General features: G+C 68.7%; 22 protein-coding genes. 15 read left to right on the forward strand and 7 right to left on the reverse strand.

Annotated features, from left to right (window positions below):
• Nucleotides 1-3 precede the first annotated feature (3 nt).
• The 11 genes from ATL45_RS28390 to ATL45_RS28445 all read left to right on the forward strand — a co-directional run bounded on the left by ATL45_RS28390 (nucleotide 4) and on the right by ATL45_RS28445 (nucleotide 11,820).
• On the forward strand, nucleotides 4-891 hold the full coding sequence (locus ATL45_RS28390; RefSeq protein ID WP_093156898.1) for an FAD binding domain-containing protein: 888 nt from the start codon (nucleotides 4-6) through the stop codon (nucleotides 889-891).
• Complete coding sequence (locus ATL45_RS28395) at nucleotides 888-3,320, forward strand: xanthine dehydrogenase family protein molybdopterin-binding subunit (protein ID WP_093156827.1); 2,433 nt, start codon at nucleotides 888-890, stop codon at nucleotides 3,318-3,320. Before ATL45_RS28390 ends, ATL45_RS28395 begins: the two co-directional genes overlap by 4 nt.
• Before the next feature lie 76 nt (nucleotides 3,321-3,396).
• The gene (locus tag ATL45_RS28400) at nucleotides 3,397-3,924 is read left to right on the forward strand and encodes a (2Fe-2S)-binding protein (protein WP_093156897.1); all 528 of its coding nucleotides are present in this window, start codon (nucleotides 3,397-3,399) and stop codon (nucleotides 3,922-3,924) included.
• The gene (locus tag ATL45_RS28405) at nucleotides 3,921-4,589 is read left to right on the forward strand and encodes an SRPBCC family protein (protein WP_093156825.1); all 669 of its coding nucleotides are present in this window, start codon (nucleotides 3,921-3,923) and stop codon (nucleotides 4,587-4,589) included. The genes ATL45_RS28400 and ATL45_RS28405 overlap by 4 nt, the downstream gene beginning before the upstream one ends.
• Nucleotides 4,576-5,271, forward strand: a complete 696-nt coding sequence (locus ATL45_RS28410) for an isochorismatase family protein (RefSeq protein WP_093156824.1) — start codon at nucleotides 4,576-4,578, stop codon at nucleotides 5,269-5,271. The genes ATL45_RS28405 and ATL45_RS28410 overlap by 14 nt, the downstream gene beginning before the upstream one ends.
• 48 nt (nucleotides 5,272-5,319) lie before the next feature.
• On the forward strand, nucleotides 5,320-6,216 hold the full coding sequence (locus ATL45_RS28415; protein ID WP_246025593.1) for an alpha/beta fold hydrolase: 897 nt from the start codon (nucleotides 5,320-5,322) through the stop codon (nucleotides 6,214-6,216).
• Nucleotides 6,217-6,304: 88 nt separating this feature from the next.
• Nucleotides 6,305-6,550, forward strand: coding sequence for a hypothetical protein (locus tag ATL45_RS28420; RefSeq protein ID WP_093156822.1), 246 nt, complete (start codon nucleotides 6,305-6,307; stop codon nucleotides 6,548-6,550).
• Nucleotides 6,551-6,734: 184 nt separating this feature from the next.
• Nucleotides 6,735-7,025, forward strand: coding sequence for an FmdB family zinc ribbon protein (locus tag ATL45_RS28425; RefSeq protein ID WP_093156820.1), 291 nt, complete (start codon nucleotides 6,735-6,737; stop codon nucleotides 7,023-7,025).
• 61 nt (nucleotides 7,026-7,086) lie between these two features.
• On the forward strand, nucleotides 7,087-8,343 hold the full coding sequence (gene fmdA, locus ATL45_RS28430; protein ID WP_093156819.1) for a formamidase: 1,257 nt from the start codon (nucleotides 7,087-7,089) through the stop codon (nucleotides 8,341-8,343).
• Nucleotides 8,344-8,859: 516 nt separating this feature from the next.
• The gene (locus tag ATL45_RS28435) at nucleotides 8,860-10,011 is read left to right on the forward strand and encodes an alkaline phosphatase PhoX (RefSeq protein WP_093156817.1); all 1,152 of its coding nucleotides are present in this window, start codon (nucleotides 8,860-8,862) and stop codon (nucleotides 10,009-10,011) included.
• 834 nt (nucleotides 10,012-10,845) lie between these two features.
• Nucleotides 10,846-11,820, forward strand: a complete 975-nt coding sequence (locus tag ATL45_RS28445; RefSeq protein ID WP_093156814.1) for a sporulation protein — start codon at nucleotides 10,846-10,848, stop codon at nucleotides 11,818-11,820.
• 620 nt (nucleotides 11,821-12,440) lie between these two features.
• Here ATL45_RS28445 and ATL45_RS28450 read toward each other — a convergent pair.
• Both ATL45_RS28450 and ATL45_RS28455 read right to left on the reverse strand, forming a co-directional pair.
• Nucleotides 12,441-13,415 carry a pirin family protein gene (locus ATL45_RS28450; RefSeq protein ID WP_093156813.1) on the reverse strand — a complete coding sequence of 325 codons (975 nt, stop codon included), beginning with the start codon at nucleotides 13,413-13,415 and terminating at the stop codon, nucleotides 12,441-12,443.
• 430 nt (nucleotides 13,416-13,845) lie between these two features.
• On the reverse strand, nucleotides 13,846-15,189 hold the full coding sequence (locus tag ATL45_RS28455) for an MFS transporter (RefSeq protein WP_093156811.1): 1,344 nt from the start codon (nucleotides 15,187-15,189) through the stop codon (nucleotides 13,846-13,848).
• A gap of 51 nt (nucleotides 15,190-15,240) precedes the next feature.
• On the opposite strand from ATL45_RS28455, the gene ATL45_RS28460 reads away from it, so the two are divergent.
• Nucleotides 15,241-15,597, forward strand: a complete 357-nt coding sequence (locus ATL45_RS28460) for an ArsR/SmtB family transcription factor (RefSeq protein ID WP_093156810.1) — start codon at nucleotides 15,241-15,243, stop codon at nucleotides 15,595-15,597.
• Between the two features lie 10 nt (nucleotides 15,598-15,607).
• Here the strand turns inward: ATL45_RS28460 and ATL45_RS28465 are convergent, their stop codons facing one another.
• Nucleotides 15,608-15,862 (reverse strand): GNAT family N-acetyltransferase, encoded by a 255-nt coding sequence (locus tag ATL45_RS28465; RefSeq protein ID WP_093156808.1) that lies wholly within the window; start codon nucleotides 15,860-15,862, stop codon nucleotides 15,608-15,610.
• A 214-nt stretch (nucleotides 15,863-16,076) separates the two neighbouring features.
• Between ATL45_RS28465 and ATL45_RS28470 the strand changes: the two genes are divergently transcribed.
• From ATL45_RS28470 to ATL45_RS28480, 3 genes are all read left to right on the forward strand, one after another.
• Entirely contained in the window at nucleotides 16,077-16,667 is a 591-nt protein-coding gene (locus ATL45_RS28470; RefSeq protein ID WP_093156807.1) for a dehydroquinate synthase/iron-containing alcohol dehydrogenase family protein, read from the forward strand.
• 160 nt (nucleotides 16,668-16,827) lie between these two features.
• Nucleotides 16,828-17,523 carry a response regulator transcription factor gene (locus ATL45_RS28475; RefSeq protein WP_093156805.1) on the forward strand — a complete coding sequence of 232 codons (696 nt, stop codon included), beginning with the start codon at nucleotides 16,828-16,830 and terminating at the stop codon, nucleotides 17,521-17,523.
• The gene (locus ATL45_RS28480; protein WP_093156804.1) at nucleotides 17,516-18,607 is read left to right on the forward strand and encodes a sensor histidine kinase; all 1,092 of its coding nucleotides are present in this window, start codon (nucleotides 17,516-17,518) and stop codon (nucleotides 18,605-18,607) included. The genes ATL45_RS28475 and ATL45_RS28480 overlap by 8 nt, the downstream gene beginning before the upstream one ends.
• Before the next feature lie 7 nt (nucleotides 18,608-18,614).
• On the opposite strand, the gene ATL45_RS28485 is transcribed toward ATL45_RS28480, so the two are convergent.
• Genes ATL45_RS28485 through ATL45_RS28500 form a run of 4 tightly spaced genes read right to left on the reverse strand, consistent with a single transcriptional unit; the run spans nucleotide 18,615 to nucleotide 21,886 of the window.
• A complete protein-coding gene (locus ATL45_RS28485; protein WP_170210377.1) occupies nucleotides 18,615-19,286 on the reverse strand; it encodes a hypothetical protein in 672 nt (223 codons plus the stop codon).
• On the reverse strand, nucleotides 19,258-19,866 hold the full coding sequence (vanX, locus tag ATL45_RS28490; protein ID WP_093156801.1) for a D-Ala-D-Ala dipeptidase VanX: 609 nt from the start codon (nucleotides 19,864-19,866) through the stop codon (nucleotides 19,258-19,260). Before vanX ends, ATL45_RS28485 begins: the two co-directional genes overlap by 29 nt.
• The gene (vanA, locus tag ATL45_RS28495) at nucleotides 19,863-20,903 is read right to left on the reverse strand and encodes a D-alanine--(R)-lactate ligase (protein ID WP_093156799.1); all 1,041 of its coding nucleotides are present in this window, start codon (nucleotides 20,901-20,903) and stop codon (nucleotides 19,863-19,865) included. Before vanA ends, vanX begins: the two co-directional genes overlap by 4 nt.
• Nucleotides 20,900-21,886 carry a D-isomer specific 2-hydroxyacid dehydrogenase family protein gene (locus ATL45_RS28500; RefSeq protein ID WP_093156895.1) on the reverse strand — a complete coding sequence of 329 codons (987 nt, stop codon included), beginning with the start codon at nucleotides 21,884-21,886 and terminating at the stop codon, nucleotides 20,900-20,902. The genes vanA and ATL45_RS28500 overlap by 4 nt, the downstream gene beginning before the upstream one ends.
• Between the last annotated feature and the right edge of the window lie 206 nt (nucleotides 21,887-22,092).

The following is a 22,092-nucleotide window of genomic DNA, read 5'->3' on the forward strand; positions in this document are numbered from 1 at the left end:
CGCGTGAAGCCCGCTGCGTTCAGCTACCACCGGGCGCATGATGTCGCCGATGCCGTCGGCTTGCTCGGCGAACTCGCCGCGGCGGGAGCGGAGCCGAAGCTCATCGCCGGTGGCCAGAGCCTGATCCCGATGATGAACTTCCGGCTCGCCCGGCCGACGGTCCTGGTCGACCTGGGGCCGTTGCGCCGCGATCCGGCGATGAGCGCGATCCGGCGCGACGGCTCGCAACTGCGGATCGGGGCGCTGAGCACCCATCGTGCCGTCGAAACCGCCGGTCGCGCCTTGGGTCCGGAGTTCGACGTGATCTCCCGGGCGATGCGGTGGGTGGGGCACCTGCCCATCCGCTCCCGCGGCACCATCGCGGGCAGCATCGTGCACGGAGACGCCACCGCCGAGTGGTGTCTGCTCGCCCTGCTCCTCGACGCGGTGATCGTCGCCGAAGGACCGAACGGGCAACGGGAGATCCCGGCCGCGGAGATGTTCTACGGGTTCTACGCCACGGCCGTCGAACCCGACGAGGTCGTCGTGGAAGTGCGCTTCACGCGCCCGGCGCCGCGAGCCGCGCTCACCGAGTTCGCCCGCCGCCACGGGGATTTCGCGATCGTCGACGCGGCGGTCTCGCTCGAGGCCGCCGAGGCGGATCGGCTGGCCGGAGGGCGGGTGGTGCTCGGGGGCGTGGCCCCGGCGCCCATCCGGATTCCGGAGGCCGAGGCCGTGCTGGCCGGTGGTGTCCCCGGGCCGGATCTGTTCACCGAGTGCGGGGAGGCCGCCGCCGCGGCCATCGATCCACCCGACGACGCAGCGGGTACCGGCGCCTATCGCCGCCGGCTCACCCGGACGCTCGTCGCCCAGGCCCTGCACGAGGCGTGGGAGAAAGGAGTGACGCGATGACCGGACGCGATACCGGTGTCCGACATGGATCTCCGCAGTCCGGCGGGAGGCGCTGGGTCGGGGCCGCCGTGCCCCGGCGCGAAGACCCCCGCCTGCTGCGCGGTCGGGGGCGGTTCATCGACGACGTCCAGCTGAGCGGGATGCTGCACGCGGGTTTCGTCCGCTCCACCGTCGCGCACGGCCGGATCCTCGACATCGACCTCTCCGCGGTCCGCGCGGTCGAGGGCGTCGTGGCCGCCTACACCGCTGAGGATCTCGACCTCGGCGACATCGTGGCGCTGCTCGATCGCCCGCCGGAGGAGTTCGCGCCGACCGCGATGCCCGTCCTCGCCAAGGAGAAGGTGCGCTTCGTCGGCGAACCGGTGGCCGTGGTCATCGCCCGCGACCCGTACAGCGTGGAAGACGGCATCGAGGCCGCGGTGGTCACCTTCGAACCCTTCGACGCGATCGTCTCGGAGGAGACCGCGTTCGCCGCGGACGCACCGCTCGTGCACGAGGAGGCACCCGGGAACGTCCTCCTCGACGTGTCGATGTTCGACACACCCGGAGTCGACACCGCGTTCGAGGCCGCCGAATCCGGGCCGGGCTGCGTGGTCGAGGTCGTCACGCGAAGCGGGCGGCAGAACGCGCTGCCGCTGGAAACGCGCGGTGTGGTCGCCTCCTGGGACGATCGCGACGACCAGCTGCTGGTGCAGACCTGCACGCAGGTCCCGCACCAGGTGCGCACGGTGCTGGCCCGGTCGCTGCGCGTCCCGGAGCGCACCGTGCGGGTCACCGTCCCCGACATGGGCGGCGGATTCGGTCAGAAGTGCGTGGTCGGCCGCGAGGAGATCGCCGTCGCGGCGGCGGCCCGGAAGCTGGACCGGCCGGTGAAGTGGATCGAGGACCGCCGGGAGGCCCTGACCGCCGCATTCCTGGCCCGCGAGCAGCGCTACCGCACCCGCGCGGCGTTCGACGCCGACGGCCGGATCACCGCGCTGGACGTCGACGTCGTCTGCGACATGGGCGCCTACTCCTGCTACCCGTTCACGGCCGGCATCGAACCGCTGATGGCCTCCGCCGAGATGCCGAGCGTCTACCAGGTGCCCGCCTACCGGGTCCGCGGCCGCGCCATCACCAGCAACAAGGCGCCGACCGCCCCCTACCGCGGGGTCAGCCGACCGCAGTACGTCATGGCGATGGAACGCGTCATGGAGCGCGCCGCGCGCGAACTGGGCATCGACCCGGTCGAGATCCGCAGGCGCAACGTGATCACCGAATTCCCCTACACCGGTGTCAACGGCGTCACCTACGATCCCGGCACCTACCGGGAATCGCTCGACCTCGCCGAGGCCACGCTCCGCGAGGAGGGCTGGTACGAGCTCCGGGAGCAGGCCGCCGCGGAAGGACGGCACATCGGCATCGGCTACTGCTGCTTCTCCGAGCGGACCGGCTACGGTTCCGACGCCTTCGCCAAGCGCAAGATGCAGGTGGTTCCCGGTTTCGACGTCTCCGAGATCCGGATGGACACCACCGGATCGGTGGTGGTCACCAGCGGCACGATGAACCACGGGCAGTCGCACGAGACGACCCTCGCCCAGATCGCGGCCGACCGGCTGGGGCTGGAACTGGACAAGGTCAAGCTGCGGCAGGGCGACACCGAGCGCATCGCCTACGGGTGGGGCACCTTCGCCTCGCGGTCGGTGACCATCGGTGGCTCCGCCGTGTCCGTCGCGGCCGGACGCCTCGGCGAGCTGCTGTGCACCATCGCCGCGCACCTGCTCAAGACAGATCCGGACAACGTCCGCCTGGACGGCGACGGGGGAGTCGTCCAGATCGACGACTCCTCCCGGCGAGTGTCCTTCGAGGACATCGCCGATGTGGCCTACCTGCGCAGCCACCTGCTGCCCGAGGGCGTCGAACCGACGTTGACCGCGACCGCGAGCTTCGACGTCGCCGGTGACGGCACGTTCTCCAACGCCACCCACGCCGTGGTCGTCGAGGCCGATCCGGGCACCGGCCGGATCGGCATCCTGCGCTACGCCTGCGTCGAGGACTGCGGCGTGGTGATCCACCCGCAGGTCGTCGACGGCCAGTGCCGCGGGGGGATCGCACAAGGCATCGCCGGAGCGCTGTTCGAGGAGGTCACCTACGCCGACAACGGCGAACCCTCGGCCGCCAGCTTCATCGACTACCTCGTGCCGACCGCGACGGAGATCCCGGACATCACCGTCACCCATCTCGAAACACCGTGCGCGTTCACCGAGAGCGGCGCGAAAGGTGCCGGCGAGGGCGGCACCATCGGAGCGCCGGCCGCGGTGCTGAACGCGATCAACGACGCACTGCGCCAGACCGGTGTCGAACTCGACACCACGCCCGTGCACCCGCAGACCGTGCTGGCCGCGCTGGACGCGGCGCACACCCCGCGGGAACACCCGGTGCGGGCTTGATCAGCGCAACTGGCGAAAGGAGGTGGGGTGGTTCCTCCCCGAGGCCGAAACCGCGGGGCTGCGCCACCTGCACAAGATGAACGAGCGACACCTGATCGGGCTGAACGTCAACGGTGCGGCGCACGAGGCACTCGTCGAACCGCGCAAGACGCTGCTCGACGCCCTGCGCCACGACCTGGGTCTCACCGGCACTCACGTCGGGTGCGAGCACGGGGTGTGCGGGGCCTGCACCGTCCTCGTCGACGGTGAACCGGTGCGAGCCTGCCTGATGTTCGCCGTGCAGGCCGAGAACTGCGACATCCGCACGGTCGAGTCGCTCGCCGGCGACGGCGAGCTCTCCGACCTGCAGCGGGCCTTCCGCGACCACCACGGGCTGCAGTGCGGGTTCTGCACCCCCGGATTCCTCATGCTCGCCGAGGGCTTCCTCGCCCAGCAGCCGGACGCCGACCGCGAGGAGATCCGCGAGGCGGTCTCGGCCAACCTGTGCCGCTGCACGGGCTACCAGACGATCGTCGACGCGATCGCCGCCACCGCTGAAGGCAGGCGGTCCACTTCGGACACCGAAGCCTGCTCCACCTCCGCCGAGAAGGAAGCGACCCCGTGATCCTGGAAAACCAACTCGAAGTACCGGCGGACCCGGACGCCGTGTTCGCCCTGATCAACGATGTCGAACGGGTGGCGGGCTGCCTGCCCGGAGCGACCCTCGACGGGCGCGACGGCGACACCTACCGCGGTCGCGTGAAGTTCAAGGTCGGCCCGATCAGCGCCGCGTACTCCGGCACGGTGCGCTTCAGCGAGGTCGCTGCCGCCGATCGCCGGCTGCGCCTGCTCGCGCGGGGTGCGGACAGCCACGGGAACGGCGATGCCGAGGCCGATGTCGTCCTGACCGTGCTCGAAGCTCCCGGGGGAGCGACGCTCGCCCTGCGCACGGACCTGTCCGTGCGCGGAAAGCTCGCCCAGTTCGGCAAGGGCGCGATCGGCACCGTGTCCAACCGGCTGCTGGACCAGTTCGCCCGCAACCTCGCCGCCCAGCTGCAGCGAGGGCCGAGCACCGCGGTCCCGGCGAGCCCGGCCGGCACCGCACCCGCCCCGGCCGCGAATGACAGCGGCGATGCCCTCGACGGGCTGGCGATGCTGCTCCCGCCCGGCGCCGGGCGGTACGCCGCGGTGGCGGCCGCAGCGGCGCTCGGGTTCTTCCAGGGCTGGCTGCTCGGCCGGATCCGCACCCAGGACAGACTGATCAAGGAGTTGCAGCGTGCCCGACGATGACCACCGATCCGCCGGCCTGCACGGGGCCGAGACCGATGCGACCTACGACCGGGCGGGGTTCGGCGCCGCCGTTCCTCGCGGCAGCCGCCCGGCGCTGGTGGTGGTCGACCTGACCCGCGGCTTCACCGAGCCCGGCTTCGCCTCCGGGGCCGACCTCACCCGGGAGGTGACCGCGGCGGCCGTGCTGACGACCACGGCCCGGCAGCACGACGTGCCGGTGATCTACACCGCGATCAGCTTCACGCCCGCCGAGGCCGACGGCGACTCCTGCGCTTGGCTCCGCAAGGCACCGGGCATGCGCGCTCTGCGGGAAGGAAGCGACGAGATCGCTCTCGATCCCCGGCTGGAGCAGCACGCCGGCGACCACCTCGTGCTGAAGAAGGGCGCTTCCGCGTTCCACGGAACCAGCCTGGCCGCCCTGCTGACCGGCCTGGGCACCGACACGCTGCTGGTCTGCGGTGCCACCACATCCGGCTGCGTCCGCGCCACTGCGGTCGATGGCGTGCAGAGCGGCTTCAACACCCTCGTCGTGCGAGAAGCCTGCGGTGACCGTGCGCAAGGCCCGCACGATGCCGCCCTGTTCGACCTGCAAGCGAAGTACGCCGATGTCATCGGCCTCTACGACGCACTGGCCTACTTCGACCGCTTGCCCCGGCGCAGCACCGCCGTGTCCCTCGCGTAGACGGCGCCGGAGCGAATGAGCCGACCCACCGACCCAGAAAGGCCACTCGTGACCACGTCCCTCCCGCTGATCCCGACCGAACCGCCGACGGCCCGCACCCTGAGCCAACCGGCGTTGGCCGATCTCGCCGACATCCCCGCGGTCAGCCGGTGGGTGCGTTCGGGATCGCTCCGGCTGCACCTGCTCGACTACGGCCCTGCCGACGGCGTGCCGGTGCTGATCCTGCCCGGCATCACCAGCCCCGCCATCACGATGGACTTCGTGGCGCGAGGCCTGACCGGTCCCGTGCGTCCGCTGGTGCTCGACATCCGGGGCCGCGGGCTCTCCGACAGCCCGTCCGCTGCGGCCGCACTGCACGGCTACGACCTCGCCAGCTACGCCGCGGACGTCGATGCGGTCGTGTCCGGGCTGCACCTGGAGAGGCCCGTCCTGCTCGGACACTCCATGGGCGCGCGGATCGCGGCGCTGGCCGCGATCACCGGCGAGCACGAACTGCGGGGAGTCGTGCTGGTCGACCCGCCGATGAGCGGACCCGGCAGGGATCCGTACCCGACCAGCCTCGAAGCCTTCCTCCGCCAACTCGACCAGGCCCGCAGCGGCACCGACGCCGACGAGGTGGCGCAGTCCTGGCCCCGCTGGCCCCGCAGGGAGCAGGAGTTGCGCGCCCGCTGGCTGTCCTCCTGCTCGCGGACCGCGATCGCGGCGACGCACGCCGGGTTCGAGTCCGAGGACTTCTTCGCCCACTGGCCCGACGTCCCCGCCCCCGCGGTCCTCGTCCACGGAGCCGACAGCCCGGTGGTCACCGCCGCGGGCGCACGGGAAGCCGCCGAGACCAACCCCTCGGCCGAACTCGTCGAAATCCCCGGAGCCGGGCACATGGTCTTCTGGGACGAACCCGACGCCGCCCTCGCCGCAGTAAGCGATGCGCTGCGGAAGCTGATCTGACCGCCGACGCCGTCAGCCGCCCCTGCGGCAGAGACCGATCGTGACCAGCGCTGAGCTGAAGTGTTCCTGGTGATCGGACTGGGCGGTCATGTGGCTCGTGTTCTTCCTGATTGCGGCACTGGCCCGTTTCACCGGCTGGCCGCGGTTGTTCGGTAGCCAGCTGACCTGCACCGTTCCGGCTCTACCGGGGCCCTACGACCAGCGGCCGCTCTCCGGTGGCTCCGACGCGGTCGCTCTCGTAATCTCCGTTGTTCTGGTCGGTGTCGCCGCGGCATTGAGCCTTTTCACGCCCGCTACCCGGGCCACCGCGGTCGAACCCGTGCCGGTGGACTGACCACGGCGGCGGTCGCGCCCTCGTCGTGAGCAAAGTGAATCCCGGCAAGCAAGGTGAATCCAGGAGGAAGGAAGCGCATGCGTCGCATAGCGGTCTCAGTCAAGCCGAGCAGCGCTGGTGAAACGACGGACAACGACCTGGCGCCGGACTCCGGGCCGAGCTCAGCGCGGGGGTTCTGAACGCCATGCCCTTGTACACGTTCCGTTGCTCCGAAGGCACCGAGTTCGACCTCAACTTCGCCATGCGAGATGTGCCCGCGTCGGTCGCCTGCCCGACATGCGGGGAACCGGCCCGGCGGCGCGTCACCGCGCCGCGCCTCTCCCGAGCCGGCAGCGCGGCGTACCGGTTGATCGACTCCACCGCCGCGTCGGCGCACGAGCCGGCGGTCGTCACCTCACTGCCGTCGGGCCCGGCCCGTCGTCCGGCGCCGCGGGTATCGCAGAACCCGTTGCACAGCAAGCTGCCGCGCCCCTGACGTCCTTCGCACTCGCCTGGCAGACCGGGCCGAACCCATCACGACCTGATCAGGAGCAGACATGCCCGAAGTGATCTTCCCGCTCGACTCCGGCAAGCGCTTCGACGACCAGCAGAAGCTGGGGCACAACCGGTGGCACCCGGAGATCCCTCCGGTCGCGACGGTGAAGCCCGGCGACTCGTTCCGCGTCGACTGCCGGGAATGGTTCGACGGTGCCATCGTCAACGACGACTCCGCCGAGGACATCCTCAACGCACCGCTGCTGTCGGTCCACAAGCTGTCCGGCCCGTTCGCGGTCGAGGGCGCTCGCCCGGGTGACCTGCTGATCGTGGACATCCTCGACGTCGGTCCGATCCCGCAGGAGGACTCCGGTCCGCTGGCCGGCCAGGGCTGGGGCTACACCGGCATCTTCGCCAAGAACAACGGTGGCGGATTCCTGACCGACCAGTTCCCGGACGCCTACAAGGCGGTCTGGGACTTCAGCGGCCAGGTGGCCAGCAGTCGGCACGTCCCGCACGTCAGCTTCGAAGGCCTCATCCACCCCGGCCTGATGGGCACTGCCCCCTCGGCTGATCTGCTGGCCACGTGGAACGCCCGGGAAATGGCCCTCATCGCCACCGATCCCGATCGCGTTCCGCCGCTGGCGCTCCCGCCCGATGCGGAGCAGGCCGTGCTGGGCGGGGTGCCGCGTGACCAGTGGGCGCGGGTGGGTGCCGAAGCGGCGCGCACGGCACCGCCGCGGGAGAACGGCGGGAACCAGGACATCAAGAACCTGAGCAAGGGCACCCGGATCTTCTACCCGGTGTTCGTCGACGGCGCGAACCTCTCGGTGGGAGACCTGCACTTCTCCCAGGGCGACGGAGAGATCACCTTCTGCGGCGCGATCGAGATGGGCGGCTTCATCGACCTGCGCGTCGACCTGATCAAGGGTGGCATGGAGACCTACGGCGTGCACGAGCACGCGATCTTCATGCCCGGTCGCGTGGATCCGCGCTTCAGCGAGTGGATCGCCTTCTCGGGCACCTCGGTCACTCTCGAGGGGGAACAGCGCTATCTCGACTCGCACCTGTCGTACCAGCGAGCGTGCCTGCACGCGATCGAGTACCTGACCAAGTTCGGCTACTCGCCCGAGCAGGCGTACCTCCTGCTGGGTGCGGCCCCCATCGAGGGCCGGCTCTCCGGCGTGGTGGACATCCCGAACTCGTGCTCGACGGTCTACCTCCCGACCGCGATCTTCGACTTCGACGTACGCCCGTCGGCGTCCGGACCGTTCCAGATCGATCCGGGCATCGGCGCCCCGCGCGCCGAGAACCGGTGAGCTGCCGGTACACGCGACATCCGAACGCACGCCGGGGGCGGTGGCCGGGCCACCGCCCCCGCGCGTCGCGGCATCCTTCTGCAGGACCTTTCGGCACGACTGCGAACTGCTTGCTTTCCTTTCAAGTGCCTGCCAGCTCGGGTGTGTCTGACAGATGCCCGTGCTGGACGGCCGATCGGTCTTCACCAGGTTCATGACTGCGGCCACGACCAAGCCCTCAAGACGTTCACTGCGGCCGGATCCCGAACGGTCAGCAGCGAGCTGATGGTCAGATCAGCCGCGTCGGACCGCTTTGACGACGAGCTGTCCGACGATGAGGTAGACCGGTGCGGCCCAACTGTAGTTCAGGGCCGAATGATCAGGCATAGAGCGGTCTTCTCGCGCTCACTGATCGGACGTGAAGTGTTCACGGTTGCGGCACTGATCAGACACCGATCGTGCTTCTATGGTCACGCTGCTTGGCGAATACGCGCCAGCGAGTCAGCCGGTTCTCGCTTCGCAGCGAAGGAGAAGTCCGTGGATCGTCGTCAGTTCCTCCGTGCCGCCGTGGTGGGTGGCAGTGTGGTCACCCTGGGTTTCAGCGTGACCCGGGAGTCGATCGCCTTTCCCGCCAAGACCGGTGCCAGTCCTTACGGTCCGCTGCAGGCGGCTGATGCCAACGGCATCGAGCTGCCCGCCAACTTCACCAGCCGTGTGATCGCCCGCTCCACCCAGAGCGTGGCCGACACCGGCTACACCTGGCACGGCGCGCCGGACGGCGGCGCGTGCTTCGCCGACGGCACCGGGTGGATCTACGTGTCGAACTCCGAGATGAGCAGCGGTGGTGGTGGTGTGAGCGCCATCCGCTTCGACGCCGACGGCAACATCAACAGCGCCTATCGCATCCTCTCGGGCACCACCCGCAACTGCGCTGGTGGCCCGACCCCGTGGAACACCTGGTTGTCCTGCGAGGAGCACGACACCGGCTACACCTGGGAAACCGACCCGTGGGGTGTCAAGGCCCCCGTCCGCCGCGATGCGATGGGCCGGTTCAAGCACGAGGCCGCAGCCTGCGACCCCGACCGCGAGGTGATCTACCAGACCGAGGACACCAGCGACGGCTGTTTCTACCGGTTCGTCCCCACCACCTGGGGCGACCTGTCCGCGGGCAAGCTTCAGGTGCTGGTGGACAGCAGTGGTGCCCTGTCATGGGTGGACGTGCCCGACCCGGACGGCAGCCCCACTCCCACGCGCGACCAGGTTCCCGGCGCCAAGATCTTCAATGGCGGTGAGGGTGCGTTCTACCGCAACGGTTATTGCTACTTCACCACCAAGGGCGACAATCGCGTGTGGGCGTACGACGCGGTCAACAACCAGCTGCACATCGCCTACGACGACAACCTGACTTCCAACCCGCCGCTGACCGGGGTGGACAACATCACCGGCGCCGCAGTCGGCGACCTGTACGTCGCCGAGGACGGCGGCAACATGGAGATCTGCATCATCACGCCCGACGACATCGTCGCCCCGTTCCTGCGCGTCGCCGGGCAGTCCTCCTCGGAACTGTGCGGTGTGGCGTTCAACCCCGCCGGCAACCGCATGTACTTCTCCTCCCAGCGCGGCACCAGCGGTTCTTCCAGCGGTGGCATCACCTACGAAGTCACCGGCCCTTTCCGCACCACCCGCTGATCGGCCTCCCGTGATGGCCTGGCGGCGCCTGGTCGCCAGGCCATCGCCCTCTGGCGCAGCGGACACGTGTGGCCGCACGTCGACCCGGATCCGGCCCCATGCCTCCACCGGATCGGCTCCTCCGGCGACAGCGACTCCGCCCGCACGCGCGGGGTCATCAGCTCGTCGGCAGTGCGGTCGACGAACCGCAGCGAGCGGTCCAGCAACTGCGGGTGGTCAGCGTGATGGCGAACTGGGCGCCGGAGAGCTGGAATGCTAGGGCCATCCGAGTGAACGGGCGATGTCGTGTTGATCACGTGACTTGTGGCGTTTGTCCGGAACCAGTTGGTCTAGTGTTGCCGTTGCAATGTGCGTGGACGATGATCCTGGAAGTACCTGCCGCACCTCTCGTGAGAGGAGGGGTGCGGACCTCGCGGCGATGCCGGCACTGCACGTCGGCGCGCCGAACGGCTCGATCTTCACCTGGGGTGAGTTGAGTCCGCACGACGGCGTCTCCACGCCGACGAGCGTGCGCGAACTTCTCCTTCAGCACGTTCACCTTCCTCGCCGCTGGCGGCTTCTCGCCTCTGCGCTGCGCGATGACCCATGCGCGCAAGAGGCACCCAAGCGTGACCGGGCCTCCTCGCTCGTTCCTGTCCGCCGCCCCGGCGAACACCCCGTTGCCGACGCGGCTCGTTCGCACTGTCGGTGCGCACGCGATGTCACAGGTTCGCGGTCGGCCTCGACCGCACTGACATCCCCATCACTGCAAGGAGTTCTGCCACAGCTACCCGCGACCGACTACCCACAGCAGTCAATCGACGACATGCAGAGACGAATGGAAGGGACAGGAAGATGGTCTTCAAGAAGCTCCTCGGCGCACTGGGCATGGGAGGCCCGTCGGTGGACACCGTGCTGCACCACCCGCACGTCCGCCCCGGCGAGAACCTCATCGGCGAAGTCCGCCTCACCGGCGGCAACCAGGACGTCGACGTCGAACACGTCGCGCTCGGATTCGTCACCAGCATCGAAACCGAGCACGACGAGCACGCCGGGGTGGAGTTCCACCGTGCCGTGGTCGCGGGACGTTTCCAGCTGCGCGAGGGCGAGAACAAGACCATCCCGTTCGAGCTCCCCGTACCGTGGGAAACGCCGATCACCAGCGTCCACGGCCAGCACCTGCACGGCATGACGCTCGGCGTGCGCACCGAACTGGCCATAGCCAAGGTCGCCGACAAGGGCGACCTCGACCCCTTCTCGGTGGAACCGCTGCCCGCTCAGGAAAAGGTGCTGGAGGCCTTCTCCCAGCTCGGCTTCCACTTCAAGAGCGCCGACCTGGAACACGGCCACCTGCACGGTCTCCACCAGGAGCTGCCGTTCTTCCAGGAGATCGAGTTCTTCCCGGCCCCGCAGTTCGCCGGGCGCATCAACGAGGTCGAGCTGACCTTCATCACCGGTCCACACGGGATGGACGTCGTGCTGGAAGCCGACAAGCGCAGCGGCTTGTTCACTCCGCGCCAGGACGCCTTCGGCCGCCTCCACGTCACCCACGACGAAGCGCTCACCACCGACTGGGCCCGGCACATCACCAACTGGCTGGAACAGGTCATCGAGCACCGCGGTGCGATGGGCCACGGCGGCGAGTTCGCCCACCACCCGGAGCACGGCCACCAGGGCTACGGCCACTACGAAGACGACCACCGCCGCGGCTCCGGAATGGGTGGCGTGATCGCCGGCGCGGCACTGGGCGCCGGTGCCGGAATCGTCGGCGGCATGGTCGCCGGCGAGATCATCGAAGAGATCTTCGAAGACGACGAAGAGGAGTTCTGATCCTTCGCGCAGCGGGCGCTGGCATGGGCGCCCGCTGCGCGACAAGCCCGTCGTTGACCACGACGACGCTTGAGAGTGCTCACTAGTTGTGATCAACACATCCGAGCGCCTTTCTGCTGCGGGAGTTCCCTGTTGAGCGCCGAGTGCTGAACGGGGGGCTCACCGTCGGCGAGCCCCCGAGCGTTCAGCGAGCCGTGCTCATCGAACGATGTGCAGGTTGTGACCGATCAGGCCGTGGTCCAGGAAGCAAAGCCAGTCCTGGCCGTGGTGGTAGTGGCCGCGAACGGACGGGGTAGCTGGCCCACATCGTCAGCCCGGGGGTTGCGAGACCCGCATGCTGATCTCGTATCCGCTTCAACCCGCGGGGGAAGTCGGTCAATCCGCTTCTTCGTGTGTCGTCGACAGAAAATTTCCTTGCGCCAAAAGGCAAATCGGTCAAGGATCACGAATGGCCTGAACGTCGCCAGCGGATTGCGCCTGGGCCGCGGGATTCGACGGCGTCCCGGCATGGCGGAGCTCCCTCTGCGCCGCGCTTCACGGGAATGGTGTTGACCTGTGCGGAAACTGCGTTCGGTCGGCAGCTTCGGCCGATGTGCGGGGTGGTTTCGCGGGACGGGTGATCAGAGGACGTCGTGTCCCGGGCGGTCCTCGGCGGGGATGGTGCCGAAGCGCCCGGCCTGGAAGTCCTCGAACGCCTGCCGGACCTCGTCCCTGGTGTTCATGACGAAAGGCCCGTAAGCGGCGATGGGTTCGCGGATGGGGCGGCCGCCCAGGAGGAGAACCTCCAGCTCGGGGCTCCGGCTCTCCTGGATGCGGTCGGCGCCCAGGCTCACGACGTCGCCGGGCCCGAAGACCGCCAGCTGTCCCGAGGAGACGGGGCGACCGTCGATGCCGACGGTGCCGGAACCGGCCAGGACGTAGACCAGCGCGTTGAAGTCCGGCCGCCACGGGACCCGGAGCTGGGCGCCGGGGGAGAGCGTCGCGTGCGAGACCGTGATCGGGGTGTGGGTGGTGCCGGGGCCCGCGTGCCCGGCGATCTCGCCGGCGATCAGCCGCAGGTACGCGCCTCCGTCCGGGGAGCGCAACAAGGCGACCTCGCCGCCGCGGATGTCCTGGTAGCGGGGTGTGGCCATCTTCAGCTGGGACGGCAGGTTCACCCACAGCTGGATGCCGTGGAACAGGCCGCCCTTCATCACGATCTCCTCGGGCGGCTCCTCGATGTGCAGCAGTCCGGCTCCCGCGGTCATCCACTGGGTGTCGCCATTGGTGATCAGGCCGCCTCCGCCGTGGGAGTCCTGGTGGCGGAACACCCCGTCGAGCATGTAGGTGACGGTCTCGAAGCCGCGGTGCGGGTGCCACGGCGTGCCCTTGGGCTCGCCCGGTGCGTACTCGACCTCGCCCATCTGGTCCATGTGGATGAACGGGTCCAGCTCGGCGAGGTCCACCCCGGCGAACGCGCGGCGAACCGGGAACCCCTCGCCCTCGTAGCCGCTGGGCGCCGTGGTCACCGAGACCACGTCGCGCTCGCGGGCTTGCGGCAGAACCTCTCCGATCGAGGGCAGGGTCAGCGCGTCGCCCACAGTGATCGCTGGCATCGGGATACCTCCTGAATACATGCACACGCATCGATTGCCGCGGCAGGCGCCGGACGCCACGAGCCTACGCCGCCTAACTCTCGCTAGCAAGAGGTTTCCTGGCGAGATAAATTGGCGGACGTGATCGATCATCCGCTCAAGTGTCGCGTGCCGGGGCTGAGGTCAGGGGTGGGTGTCGCACAGAAGGCCGAGCATTCCGGGGTGGGGCGCACTGCCTGAGTGTGTCCTGGCTTTCAAGTGGCCGTTCAGTCGCAGCTGTCCGCGGGCCATACTGTCGTTTGACTTCGTAATATCAGTTCAGACTGAAATAAATCTTAGAAGTGGCAGAAAGTCGCCTGCCTCAACCATTTTCGGAGGCGGATGGCGCGTCGTTGGAGAGCTCATCGGGCAGGTTGTTCGCGTTCGCGATCTCGTGAGAGATGCAGTTGCATCAACGGGGCCAGGTGTGGTGGTTGTCGTCGAGCCGGTACGGGTGGGTGTGTCGCCAGGCTCCTGTGGCCGCGACCGGTTGGGCGTCCTGGAGGTGGCTGTGCCCAGGGGCCAGGTCGTGGTGGTCGTGTTCCTGCTCATCGAGATGATCTGCGGGCCAGAAGTGCGAGACGGCGAAGGTGGCCGCTGCGGCCAGCATCGCCAGTGCCGCTGGGGTCCAGGCGTTTCCCCACGTGGTCGCGAGCCATCCGGCCAGCGGGTAGGTGATGAGCCAGCAGCCGTGGGACAGGGCGTAGTCCGCGGCGAACAGTGCTGGGCGGCGACTGCTGTCGACGCTGCGTCGCAGTAGTCGCCCGGCGGGGGTGAGTACGAGTGATCCAGCCGCGCCGAGCAGGGCCCACGCTGCCAGGAGTCCTGACCAGCGCCACGGCCCTTCGGCGTGAAGGGCAACGGCCACGGCGGCCAGGGTGCCTGCGCCCAGCACGCTGCCGGTGAGCATGAGCGGTCGCTCTGGCCATCGACGCAGCGCTCGGGGCAGCGACAGCGCTACCAGCAAGGAGCCGATGCCGTACACGGCGAGGGCGGCGGTCACGTCGGCGTCGCTGCCGGCGAGGTCATCGCGCACAACGGTGACGGTGTTGACCAGCACCATCGCCCCGGCCGCCGCGACGGACAAGTGCAGGGCGAGCAAGCCCCGCAACCGCGGCACTGCGACGTAGCTGCGCACGCCGAGGGTGGTGCGGGAGAACACGCCGCCCGTCTTTCGCGCAGGGACGGGTTGGGGCAGCACCGCGGCGAGGATCATCAGTGCGGAGGCGGTGAATCCGATCGCAGTGCCCAGGAACAGCTCGTTGACGCTGACCAGGGCCAATGCTGCGGCGGCGAGTGCGGGGCTGACGAGCCGTTCCATGTCATAGGCCAGGCGGGACAACGACAGCGCGTTGGTGTAGTCGTCTTCGTCGTCGAGCAGGTCGGGGATGGTGGCTTGGAAGAGCGGGGTGAACGCGGCGGATGCGGCTTGCAGGACGAACACGAGCAGGTAGATCTGCCAGATCTGGTCGACCCACGGGAGCAGGAGCGCCGCGAGCGCTCGGATCACGTCCAAGGAGACGAGGATGACTCGACGCGGCAGGTGTCCCAGCAACGCGGTGGCCACCGGGGCCACGAGCACGTTCGCGGTCATCTTGATCGCCAAGGCCGTTCCCAGTACCAGGCCCGCCTGCGGGCCGGTGATCCTGTAGGCCAGCAAGGCCAGGGCGACGGTGGCCAGGCCCGTACCGAGCAGGGCGATGACCTGCGCCGTGAACAGGCGGCGGTAGGTCGGGTGGCGCAGTACGCCCAGCATCGGCTGACCCCTCGCAGTGGTGGCGCGGTCGGGGTGCCAACATATGTGCTCATGTACGCACGCGACAACGATGCAACTGCCCAGTGCTGGCAGCAGCTGCCTCCTGGCGGGCACGTGACGGCCGCCGCGGATGCCTTCCGGATGCTGGCCGATCCCACGCGGCTGCGGATGTTGTGGCTGCTCTGCGGTGGCGAGTACGACGTCACCACCCTGGCCTCCGCGGTGGGCATCGCCCGCCCGGCGGTGTCCCAGCACCTCGCCAAACTTCGTCTCGCCGGTCTGGTCACCACCCACCGCGAAGGCCGCCGTGCCCTCTACCGGGCTCGCGGCGGCCACGTGCGCAGGCTGCTGGCTGAAGCCATCGATGCCGCCGATCACCACATCACCGGCACGCCCGACCACGACTAGCCGAGCCGGTTCACAACGGGTCCAGCACCATCAGGATCTCGTCGCGGTCGTCACCGGGGCCCAACCGCAGGGCACCCGGCCACCGGCCGATCTCCTTCCAGCCCAGCCGGCCGTAGAACTCCTCCAGTCCCATGCCCGCCCGGGCGGCGAGGTGCAGCTGCTCCAACTCCATCTCGTCCCTGGCGATCTGCCGCGCGTGGTTCATCAACGCCGCGCCGACTCCCCGGCCGCGGAAACGGGGATGGGACTGGACGTGGTGCAGCATTCGCTAGCTCTGCGACGGATCGCCGGACCACCTCGGGCGGGTCGCTAGGGCGCTGGTCTGAACGGGGTAGTCGGGCTGGCCTCGAGCGCGGGTTCTGGGGCGGCCGGATTGTCGCCGTGGGTGACAGCATCGCAACGAACGCGGCGCGAGCTGCCCGAATCACAGTCCGATCAGGGATGATCATCGTTGATGTCGTGGGCTGGGTGGGGGTGCGATGACTGAGCACGAGGACGTGGGGCTCGGCCTTCGGGCGACCGAACGAGCGCTGGCCGCGGCCGAGCGGGCCGGGCTCGGGGAGTGGGAACGCACGTTCCCCGTCAACCAGCGCGACGACCAGAAGGAGAAGAACCACGCCGTCATACTGTGGTTCGGCGGGCCCTGGGTGCTGATCGCTGTGGCGATCTTCGTGCCGATGCCGTGGTACATCCGGGTTTTGCTGATCGTCCTCGCGATGGGGTCGGTCGTTGGCATCGCGTTCGCCACGCGGAGAGCACGCCTGCGCGGTCGCTCGGGTGGGGCGCTGGTGCATCTGTTCGCGTCCGGCCTGGTCCTGGAGCGCACCCACGGTGAGCTCGTGGCGCTGCCTCACCCGGCGCCGATCGAGTTCGTGACCTGGGAGGAACCCGGCGAGGACACCAGTTTCACGTGGGTCCAGCTGTGGGTCACGCTCCCGGAAGGGCGGACCGTGGCCCTGGAAGGCGCGACCGACGCCGAACGGGAAACACTCCGCCTCATCGCGCAGCGGTGCGGCCTGCCACCGACGCCGCGCGAGGTTGCGCAGCCGGACCACCCTCCGGTCTGGTGATCGCTCAGCCATGGCGTGACCGACGGCGGGCAGCCGATCGCTGAGCCAGACGCTCCGGGGGTAGTTGCCCTTGGTCGCGGTAGGCGTCGAGTAGTGCGCCGTGTTGGCGGCTCGGTTCTCGATACGCTGGCGATATCCGTTCGCTCCTACGATGGGGCGCATGCGTGTGCTGGTTGTCGAGGATGAGCCCTACATGGCCGAGGCCATCCGCGATGGACTGCGCCTGGCTGCGATCGCAGCAGACATCGCCGGGGATGGCGACACCGCTCTGGAGATGCTGAGCGTCAACTCCTACGACATCGCCGTCCTCGACCGCGACATCCCCGGGCCCTCCGGTGACGAGGTCGCCGAACGCATCGTCGCTTCGGGCAGCGGCATGCCGATCCTGATGCTCACCGCTGCGGACCGGCTGGACGACAAGGCCTCCGGGTTCGGGCTCGGCGCCGATGACTACCTCACCAAGCCGTTCGAGCTGCAGGAACTCGTGCTCCGGCTCAGAGCCCTCGACCGCAGGCGCGCCCACAACAGGCCGCCGGTGCGGGAGCTCGCCGGCCTGCGGCTGGACCCGTTCCGCCGCGAGGTCTACCGGGACGGCCGGTACGTCGCGCTCACCCGGAAGCAGTTCGCGGTGCTCGAAGTCCTCGTGGCCGCCGAAGGCGGTGTCATCAGCGCCGAGGAACTCCTGGAACGGGCTTGGGACGAGAACGCCGACCCGTTCACCAACGCCGTGCGCATCACGGTGTCCGCGCTGCGCAAGCGGCTCGGCGAACCCTGGCTGATCGCCACGGTGCCCGGCGTCGGCTACCGCATCGACACGGAACCGGACGCCGGGCGCCAGGGCGGCGACCGTGGATAGGGCGCCTGGGCTGAGCGTTCGTCTCAAGCTCACCTTCAGCTATGCCGGGTTCCTCATGATCGCCGGCGTCGTGCTGCTCGGGGCGTTCGCGGTGTTCCTGGATGGATACCGGGAGAGAGCGCAGGACGCTGGTGAGATCGTGATCGCGCCTTCGGGCGCCGAGCTGCTGCGTGACTTCGCGCCGGCGGCCGTCGGCGCGATCGTGTTCCTCCTGGTGTTCGGTTTCGCCGGAGGGTGGATTCTCGCTGGGCGGATGCTGGCCCCGCTGACCCGCATCACCGATGCCACGCGCACGGCTGCGCGGGGGTCGCTCTCTCACCGGATCGAGCTGGAGGGGAGCCAGGACGAGTTCCGCGAGCTCGCCGACGCCTTCGACGGCATGCTCGGGCGGCTCGAAGCGCACGTCGCCGAACAGCAGCGCTTCGCGGCCAACGTTTCCCACGAGCTGCGGACTCCGCTTGCGATCACGCAGACCCTGCTCGACGTCGCTCGCAAGGATCCGAACCGGGAAAGCAGCGAGCTTGATGAACGCCTCCGCGTCGTCAACGCCCGGGCGATCGACCTCACCGAGGCACTGCTCCTGCTCAACCGCACTGACCAGCGCTCCTTCGCCCGAGAGGACGTCGATCTGTCCCTCATCGTGGAAGAAGCCACGGAAGCACTCCTCCCGCTCGCCGAGAAGCACGGCGTCGTCATCGAAACCTCCGGGGACATCACCCCGACCACCGGGTCCTATGCGCTCCTGCTGCAGCTGACCACGAATCTCCTGCACAACGCGATCGTCCACAACCTGCCCGAATGCGGCACCGTCCAGGTCAGCACCGCTGTCGGTCCCGAGGACGCGGTGCTCGCGGTCGAGAACACCGGCAACAAGCTCAGCCCGCACGTGGTCTCCACCCTCACCGAGCCGTTCCAGCGCGGCACCCAACGCATCCGCAGCGACCACGCCGGTGTCGGCCTCGGTCTGGCGATCGCCAAGAGCATCACCCAAGCGCACGGCGGGACGCTCTCGCTCAGCCCGCGCGCCGGCGGCGGGCTCTGCGTCACGGTACGACTGCCCGCGACAGCCCGGCAGGTCTCGTAGGAAGCTGTCACGATGCCGCTCTGATCAAGATTCCGCGGTCTGCGTGGAACCGCTCGAACACGTCCACCGGTAGCGATGCGGAGTCGGAGTTGTGGGAGTAGCCCGACGGGTTGTGGAACCGCACCACCCCGTCCTCGACCGCGTAGACCAGCACGAGGTGGCCGCCTCGTTGCGGCGCGCGGGTGTCGGGGTCGCGAATCTCAGGAGATACCGAGGCGATCAGCACCTGACCGGGCCGGATCTCTCGGTGGGACACGTGAACTGGCGTGCGCTCGACCAGCTCGCAGTGGAATCCGAACTGCGAGCTGATCCAGGCCATGAACGGCCGGTAGATGAGTCCTCGGACCTTGCCGGAGGGTTCCACGACGTAGCAGTCCCGGTCGAGAGCCAGCGCGAGGAGTTCGCCCATCGTCAGCCGGACGTCGGTCCAGCCGTGGAGCAGCGACTGCAGGCACGCCAGACCGCAGACCTTGCGGGACCAGAACAGGTACTCCTCGCTCGAGCGGTACCCGTCGGATGCCCAGTCGTGCAGCCGCGGGGGATCGGTGCGCGGCAAGAAGACTTCCAGCCCCGACAGGTCGGTGCGCCGCACGACGACCTCGTCGTTGCGTTCCAGGCACCCCCACTGCGAGATGCAGCGGAGACGCCGGTCAGATGATGGGAAAGTCGAAGTAGACATCGGGATGGGGCTCGTTCCTGAGCGAGTAGTGCCACCATTCGCGGTCGTACCGATCGAATCCGCAGTCCTCCATGATGGAGCGGAGGTGTTCGCGGTTCCGGGCCTCGATCGGCGTGATTCCGGGGGCTCGATGATGTGAGATCGGGTCCATGAGGTCGTGGTCGCCGCCCATGGGAGCCAGCTCGCCGGTGGCGAGGTGGTAGAGCGTCAGGTCGACCGCGCTGCCCCTGCTGTGGCCCGACTTCGCGGCCACGTAGCCGTGCTCGACCATCTCGGACCGGTCGATGTTCGGGTAGTGCCGCAGTTTGGTCCGGCCGTCTTCTGGCTGTTCGGACCAGCGGAGGAAGCAGTCGACGGCGCGTTGGGGGCGATACCCGTCCCAGAGGAGAAGACCGAAGCCGAGGGAGGCTGCCTTCTCGCGTGCCTGCTCCAAGGCCGCGCACAGGGAGCGGGTGCCGACGACGCGATTCGCCAGATAGCCGTCCACCGGTTTGCCGGTGAAGTTGTCCCAGGTGGCGTACTTGGCGTCCCAGCGGATGCCCGGCACCCGGTCGTCGACGTAGCCGAAGTCGTCGTTCATCGCTTCTTCCCGTGCAAGGCCGTCGAGATGAGCCGGTCGATCAGATCGGACAGCGGCACCCCGGCGGCGGCCATCATCCGCGGGTAGCGGCTGTAGGACGTCATGCCGGGCATGGTGTTGACCTCGTTGAGGACCACCCGCCTGTCGTCGGTGAGGAACATGTCGACGCGGGCGAGTCCCTCGCAGCCCAGGGCGCGGTAGATGGTCTTGGCGGTCTCCTGGACGAGCTGGCGCGATTCCTCGGAGATGTCGGCGGGAACGATGAAGGTCGAGTTCTCCGATCCGGTCTCGGGGGAGTCCTCCTGGTGGATCCGGAAGAATCCGTGCGAGAGGTCGACCCGGTCCACCTCGCCCGTGACCAGGCCGGACAGTTCCCCGAGGACCGCGCAACCGATCTCGCCGCCGGACACGCCCTCCTCGATCAGGACCTTCGAGTCGTACTTCCGCGCCGCGCTCAGCGCGCTCGGCAATTCCTCGGCCCGGGTGACCTTGCTGACGCCGAACGAGGAGCCCGAACGGGCGGGCTTCACGAAGACGGGATACCGGAGGCGGTCCGGGTCGACCTCTTCGCTCTCCGCGACGACCGAGAAGACCGGGGTGGCGATTCCCGCGCTCTTGGCGACGGTGTAGGCCAGGGACTTGTCCATGCACACGGCAGAGGCCTGAACGTCGCAGCCGACGTAGGGGATGCCGGAGAGCTCCAACAAGCCCTGGATCGCGCCGTCCTCCCCGAGCCTGCCGTGAAGCACCGGGAAGACGACGTCGAGGTGCACCGCCTCGTAGCCTTCCTGCCCCATGACCAGCAGGCCGTGCACGCTTCGGTCAGGTGACAGCGTGACCGGGCGAGTGGCGGCGTTCTCCCAATCCGCGTCGGGGCCGTCGCAGAGCCTCCAGTCGCCGCCGGTCGTGATGCCGATCCAGAACGGCTCGTACTTCTCGGTGTCGAGGTTCCTCGCCACCTCTCGCGCCGACTTGACCGAGACGGGATGCTCCTCGCAAGCGCCTCCGAAGATGACTCCGACCTTCAACCTGCTCATGCTGTTCTCCCGTTCTCGAAGTTCAGGCAGTTGATGAGACTGTTCTCGACGATGTCCCTCAGGGCGTGCTCCGTGTAATAGGCGGAGTGCGGACTGATCAGCACGTTCGGCAGGCGCTGCAGCCGCACCAGGGCCTCGTTCTCGAGCTGCCCGTTCCGGCAGTCGGCGTAGAAGATCCCTTCCTCGCCTTCGAGCACGTCCAGCGCGGCACCGCCCAACCTGCCGCTCTCCAACGCCGACAGCAGGGCCTCGGTATCGAGCAGCGGTCCGCGACCCGTGTTGACGATGTACGCGCCGGACTTCATCCGCTCGATGCGGTGGCGATCGAGGAGGTGGCGCGTGTCCGCGGTGAGCGGGGTGTGGAGCGTGATGATGTCGCTCTGCTCGATCAATTCGTCCAGAGGTACGTAGTCGGCCCCGGCGTGAGACGGCTTGTCGTGGGCCAGCACGCGGCCCCCGAAGCCTCGCAGCCGGTCGATCACCGCTGTGCCGATGCGCCCCGTCCCGACCACGCCCACGGTCAGGTCTCGCAGTTCCTTGCCGCGGGCCTCGCTCAGCCGGTAGTCATGGGAATCGGTGCGCCGGATGGTGGATTTCGCGTGGCGGACGGCCATCAGCATCAACATCAACGTGTAGTCGGCCACGCTGTCCGGAGAGTAAGCGACGTTGCCCACCGAGATGCCGACGCGCTCGGCGTGCTCCAGGTCGATGTGGTCGTAGCCGATGCTTCTGGTGGAGATGTACTCCACACCGGCCTCGCTGAGCGCCTGAAGCGTGGAGTCGGTGATCTGTGCCTTGTGGTTCACGCTGATGCACCGGCTGCCGCGCGCCAGTTCGGCATTGGCTTCGCAGACGGCCGACTCGACGATCGTGGTTGAGGCACCGAGGCGGGCACCCATCTCGCGGAACACGGCGGCTTCGTCCCGGCTGCACCCGAAGACCATGAGCGCCGTCGGGATGGCGGAGGGGGACGACCCGGCCATCGCTCGGGCGCGACGGTCCGCGATCGCTCCGCTGTGGATCGAACCCAGTTCGCTGCAGGCCATGCCCCAAGTCAAAACAGCGCGGTGTTGCCAGCACGTATGCGCTTTTCGATATGCGGACGATATGCCGCTCAGGCTGCCGATGAGCGCAGCGACGATCTTGTCCGCTGATCAGAGGCGTCAGCGGTCAGGAATTGAGACATCCA

This window comes from Saccharopolyspora antimicrobica (assembly GCF_003635025.1).
GTDB lineage: Bacteria > Actinomycetota > Actinomycetes > Mycobacteriales > Pseudonocardiaceae > Saccharopolyspora > Saccharopolyspora antimicrobica.

Bases quoted from the DNA above. Each gene is read 5' to 3' on its own strand.
- ATL45_RS28395 (WP_093156827.1), top strand. From the start codon at position 888: ATGACCGGACGCGATACCGGTGTCCGACATGGATCTCCGCAGTCCGGC.
- ATL45_RS28400 (WP_093156897.1), top strand. From the start codon at position 3,397: ATGAACGAGCGACACCTGATCGGGCTGAACGTCAACGGTGCGGCGCAC.
- ATL45_RS28420 (WP_093156822.1), top strand. From the start codon at position 6,305: ATGTGGCTCGTGTTCTTCCTGATTGCGGCACTGGCCCGTTTCACCGGC.
- ATL45_RS28425 (WP_093156820.1), top strand. From the start codon at position 6,735: ATGCCCTTGTACACGTTCCGTTGCTCCGAAGGCACCGAGTTCGACCTC.
- fmdA (WP_093156819.1), top strand. From the start codon at position 7,087: ATGCCCGAAGTGATCTTCCCGCTCGACTCCGGCAAGCGCTTCGACGAC.
- ATL45_RS28445 (WP_093156814.1), top strand. From the start codon at position 10,846: ATGGTCTTCAAGAAGCTCCTCGGCGCACTGGGCATGGGAGGCCCGTCG.
- ATL45_RS28450 (WP_093156813.1), bottom strand. From the start codon at position 13,415: ATGCCAGCGATCACTGTGGGCGACGCGCTGACCCTGCCCTCGATCGGA.
- ATL45_RS28455 (WP_093156811.1), bottom strand. From the start codon at position 15,189: ATGCTGGGCGTACTGCGCCACCCGACCTACCGCCGCCTGTTCACGGCG.
- ATL45_RS28460 (WP_093156810.1), top strand. From the start codon at position 15,241: ATGTACGCACGCGACAACGATGCAACTGCCCAGTGCTGGCAGCAGCTG.
- ATL45_RS28465 (WP_093156808.1), bottom strand. From the start codon at position 15,862: ATGCTGCACCACGTCCAGTCCCATCCCCGTTTCCGCGGCCGGGGAGTC.
- ATL45_RS28470 (WP_093156807.1), top strand. From the start codon at position 16,077: ATGACTGAGCACGAGGACGTGGGGCTCGGCCTTCGGGCGACCGAACGA.
- ATL45_RS28475 (WP_093156805.1), top strand. From the start codon at position 16,828: ATGCGTGTGCTGGTTGTCGAGGATGAGCCCTACATGGCCGAGGCCATC.
- ATL45_RS28485 (WP_170210377.1), bottom strand. From the start codon at position 19,286: ATGTCTACTTCGACTTTCCCATCATCTGACCGGCGTCTCCGCTGCATC.
- vanX (WP_093156801.1), bottom strand. From the start codon at position 19,866: ATGAACGACGACTTCGGCTACGTCGACGACCGGGTGCCGGGCATCCGC.
- vanA (WP_093156799.1), bottom strand. From the start codon at position 20,903: ATGAGCAGGTTGAAGGTCGGAGTCATCTTCGGAGGCGCTTGCGAGGAG.
- ATL45_RS28500 (WP_093156895.1), bottom strand. From the start codon at position 21,886: ATGGCCGGGTCGTCCCCCTCCGCCATCCCGACGGCGCTCATGGTCTTC.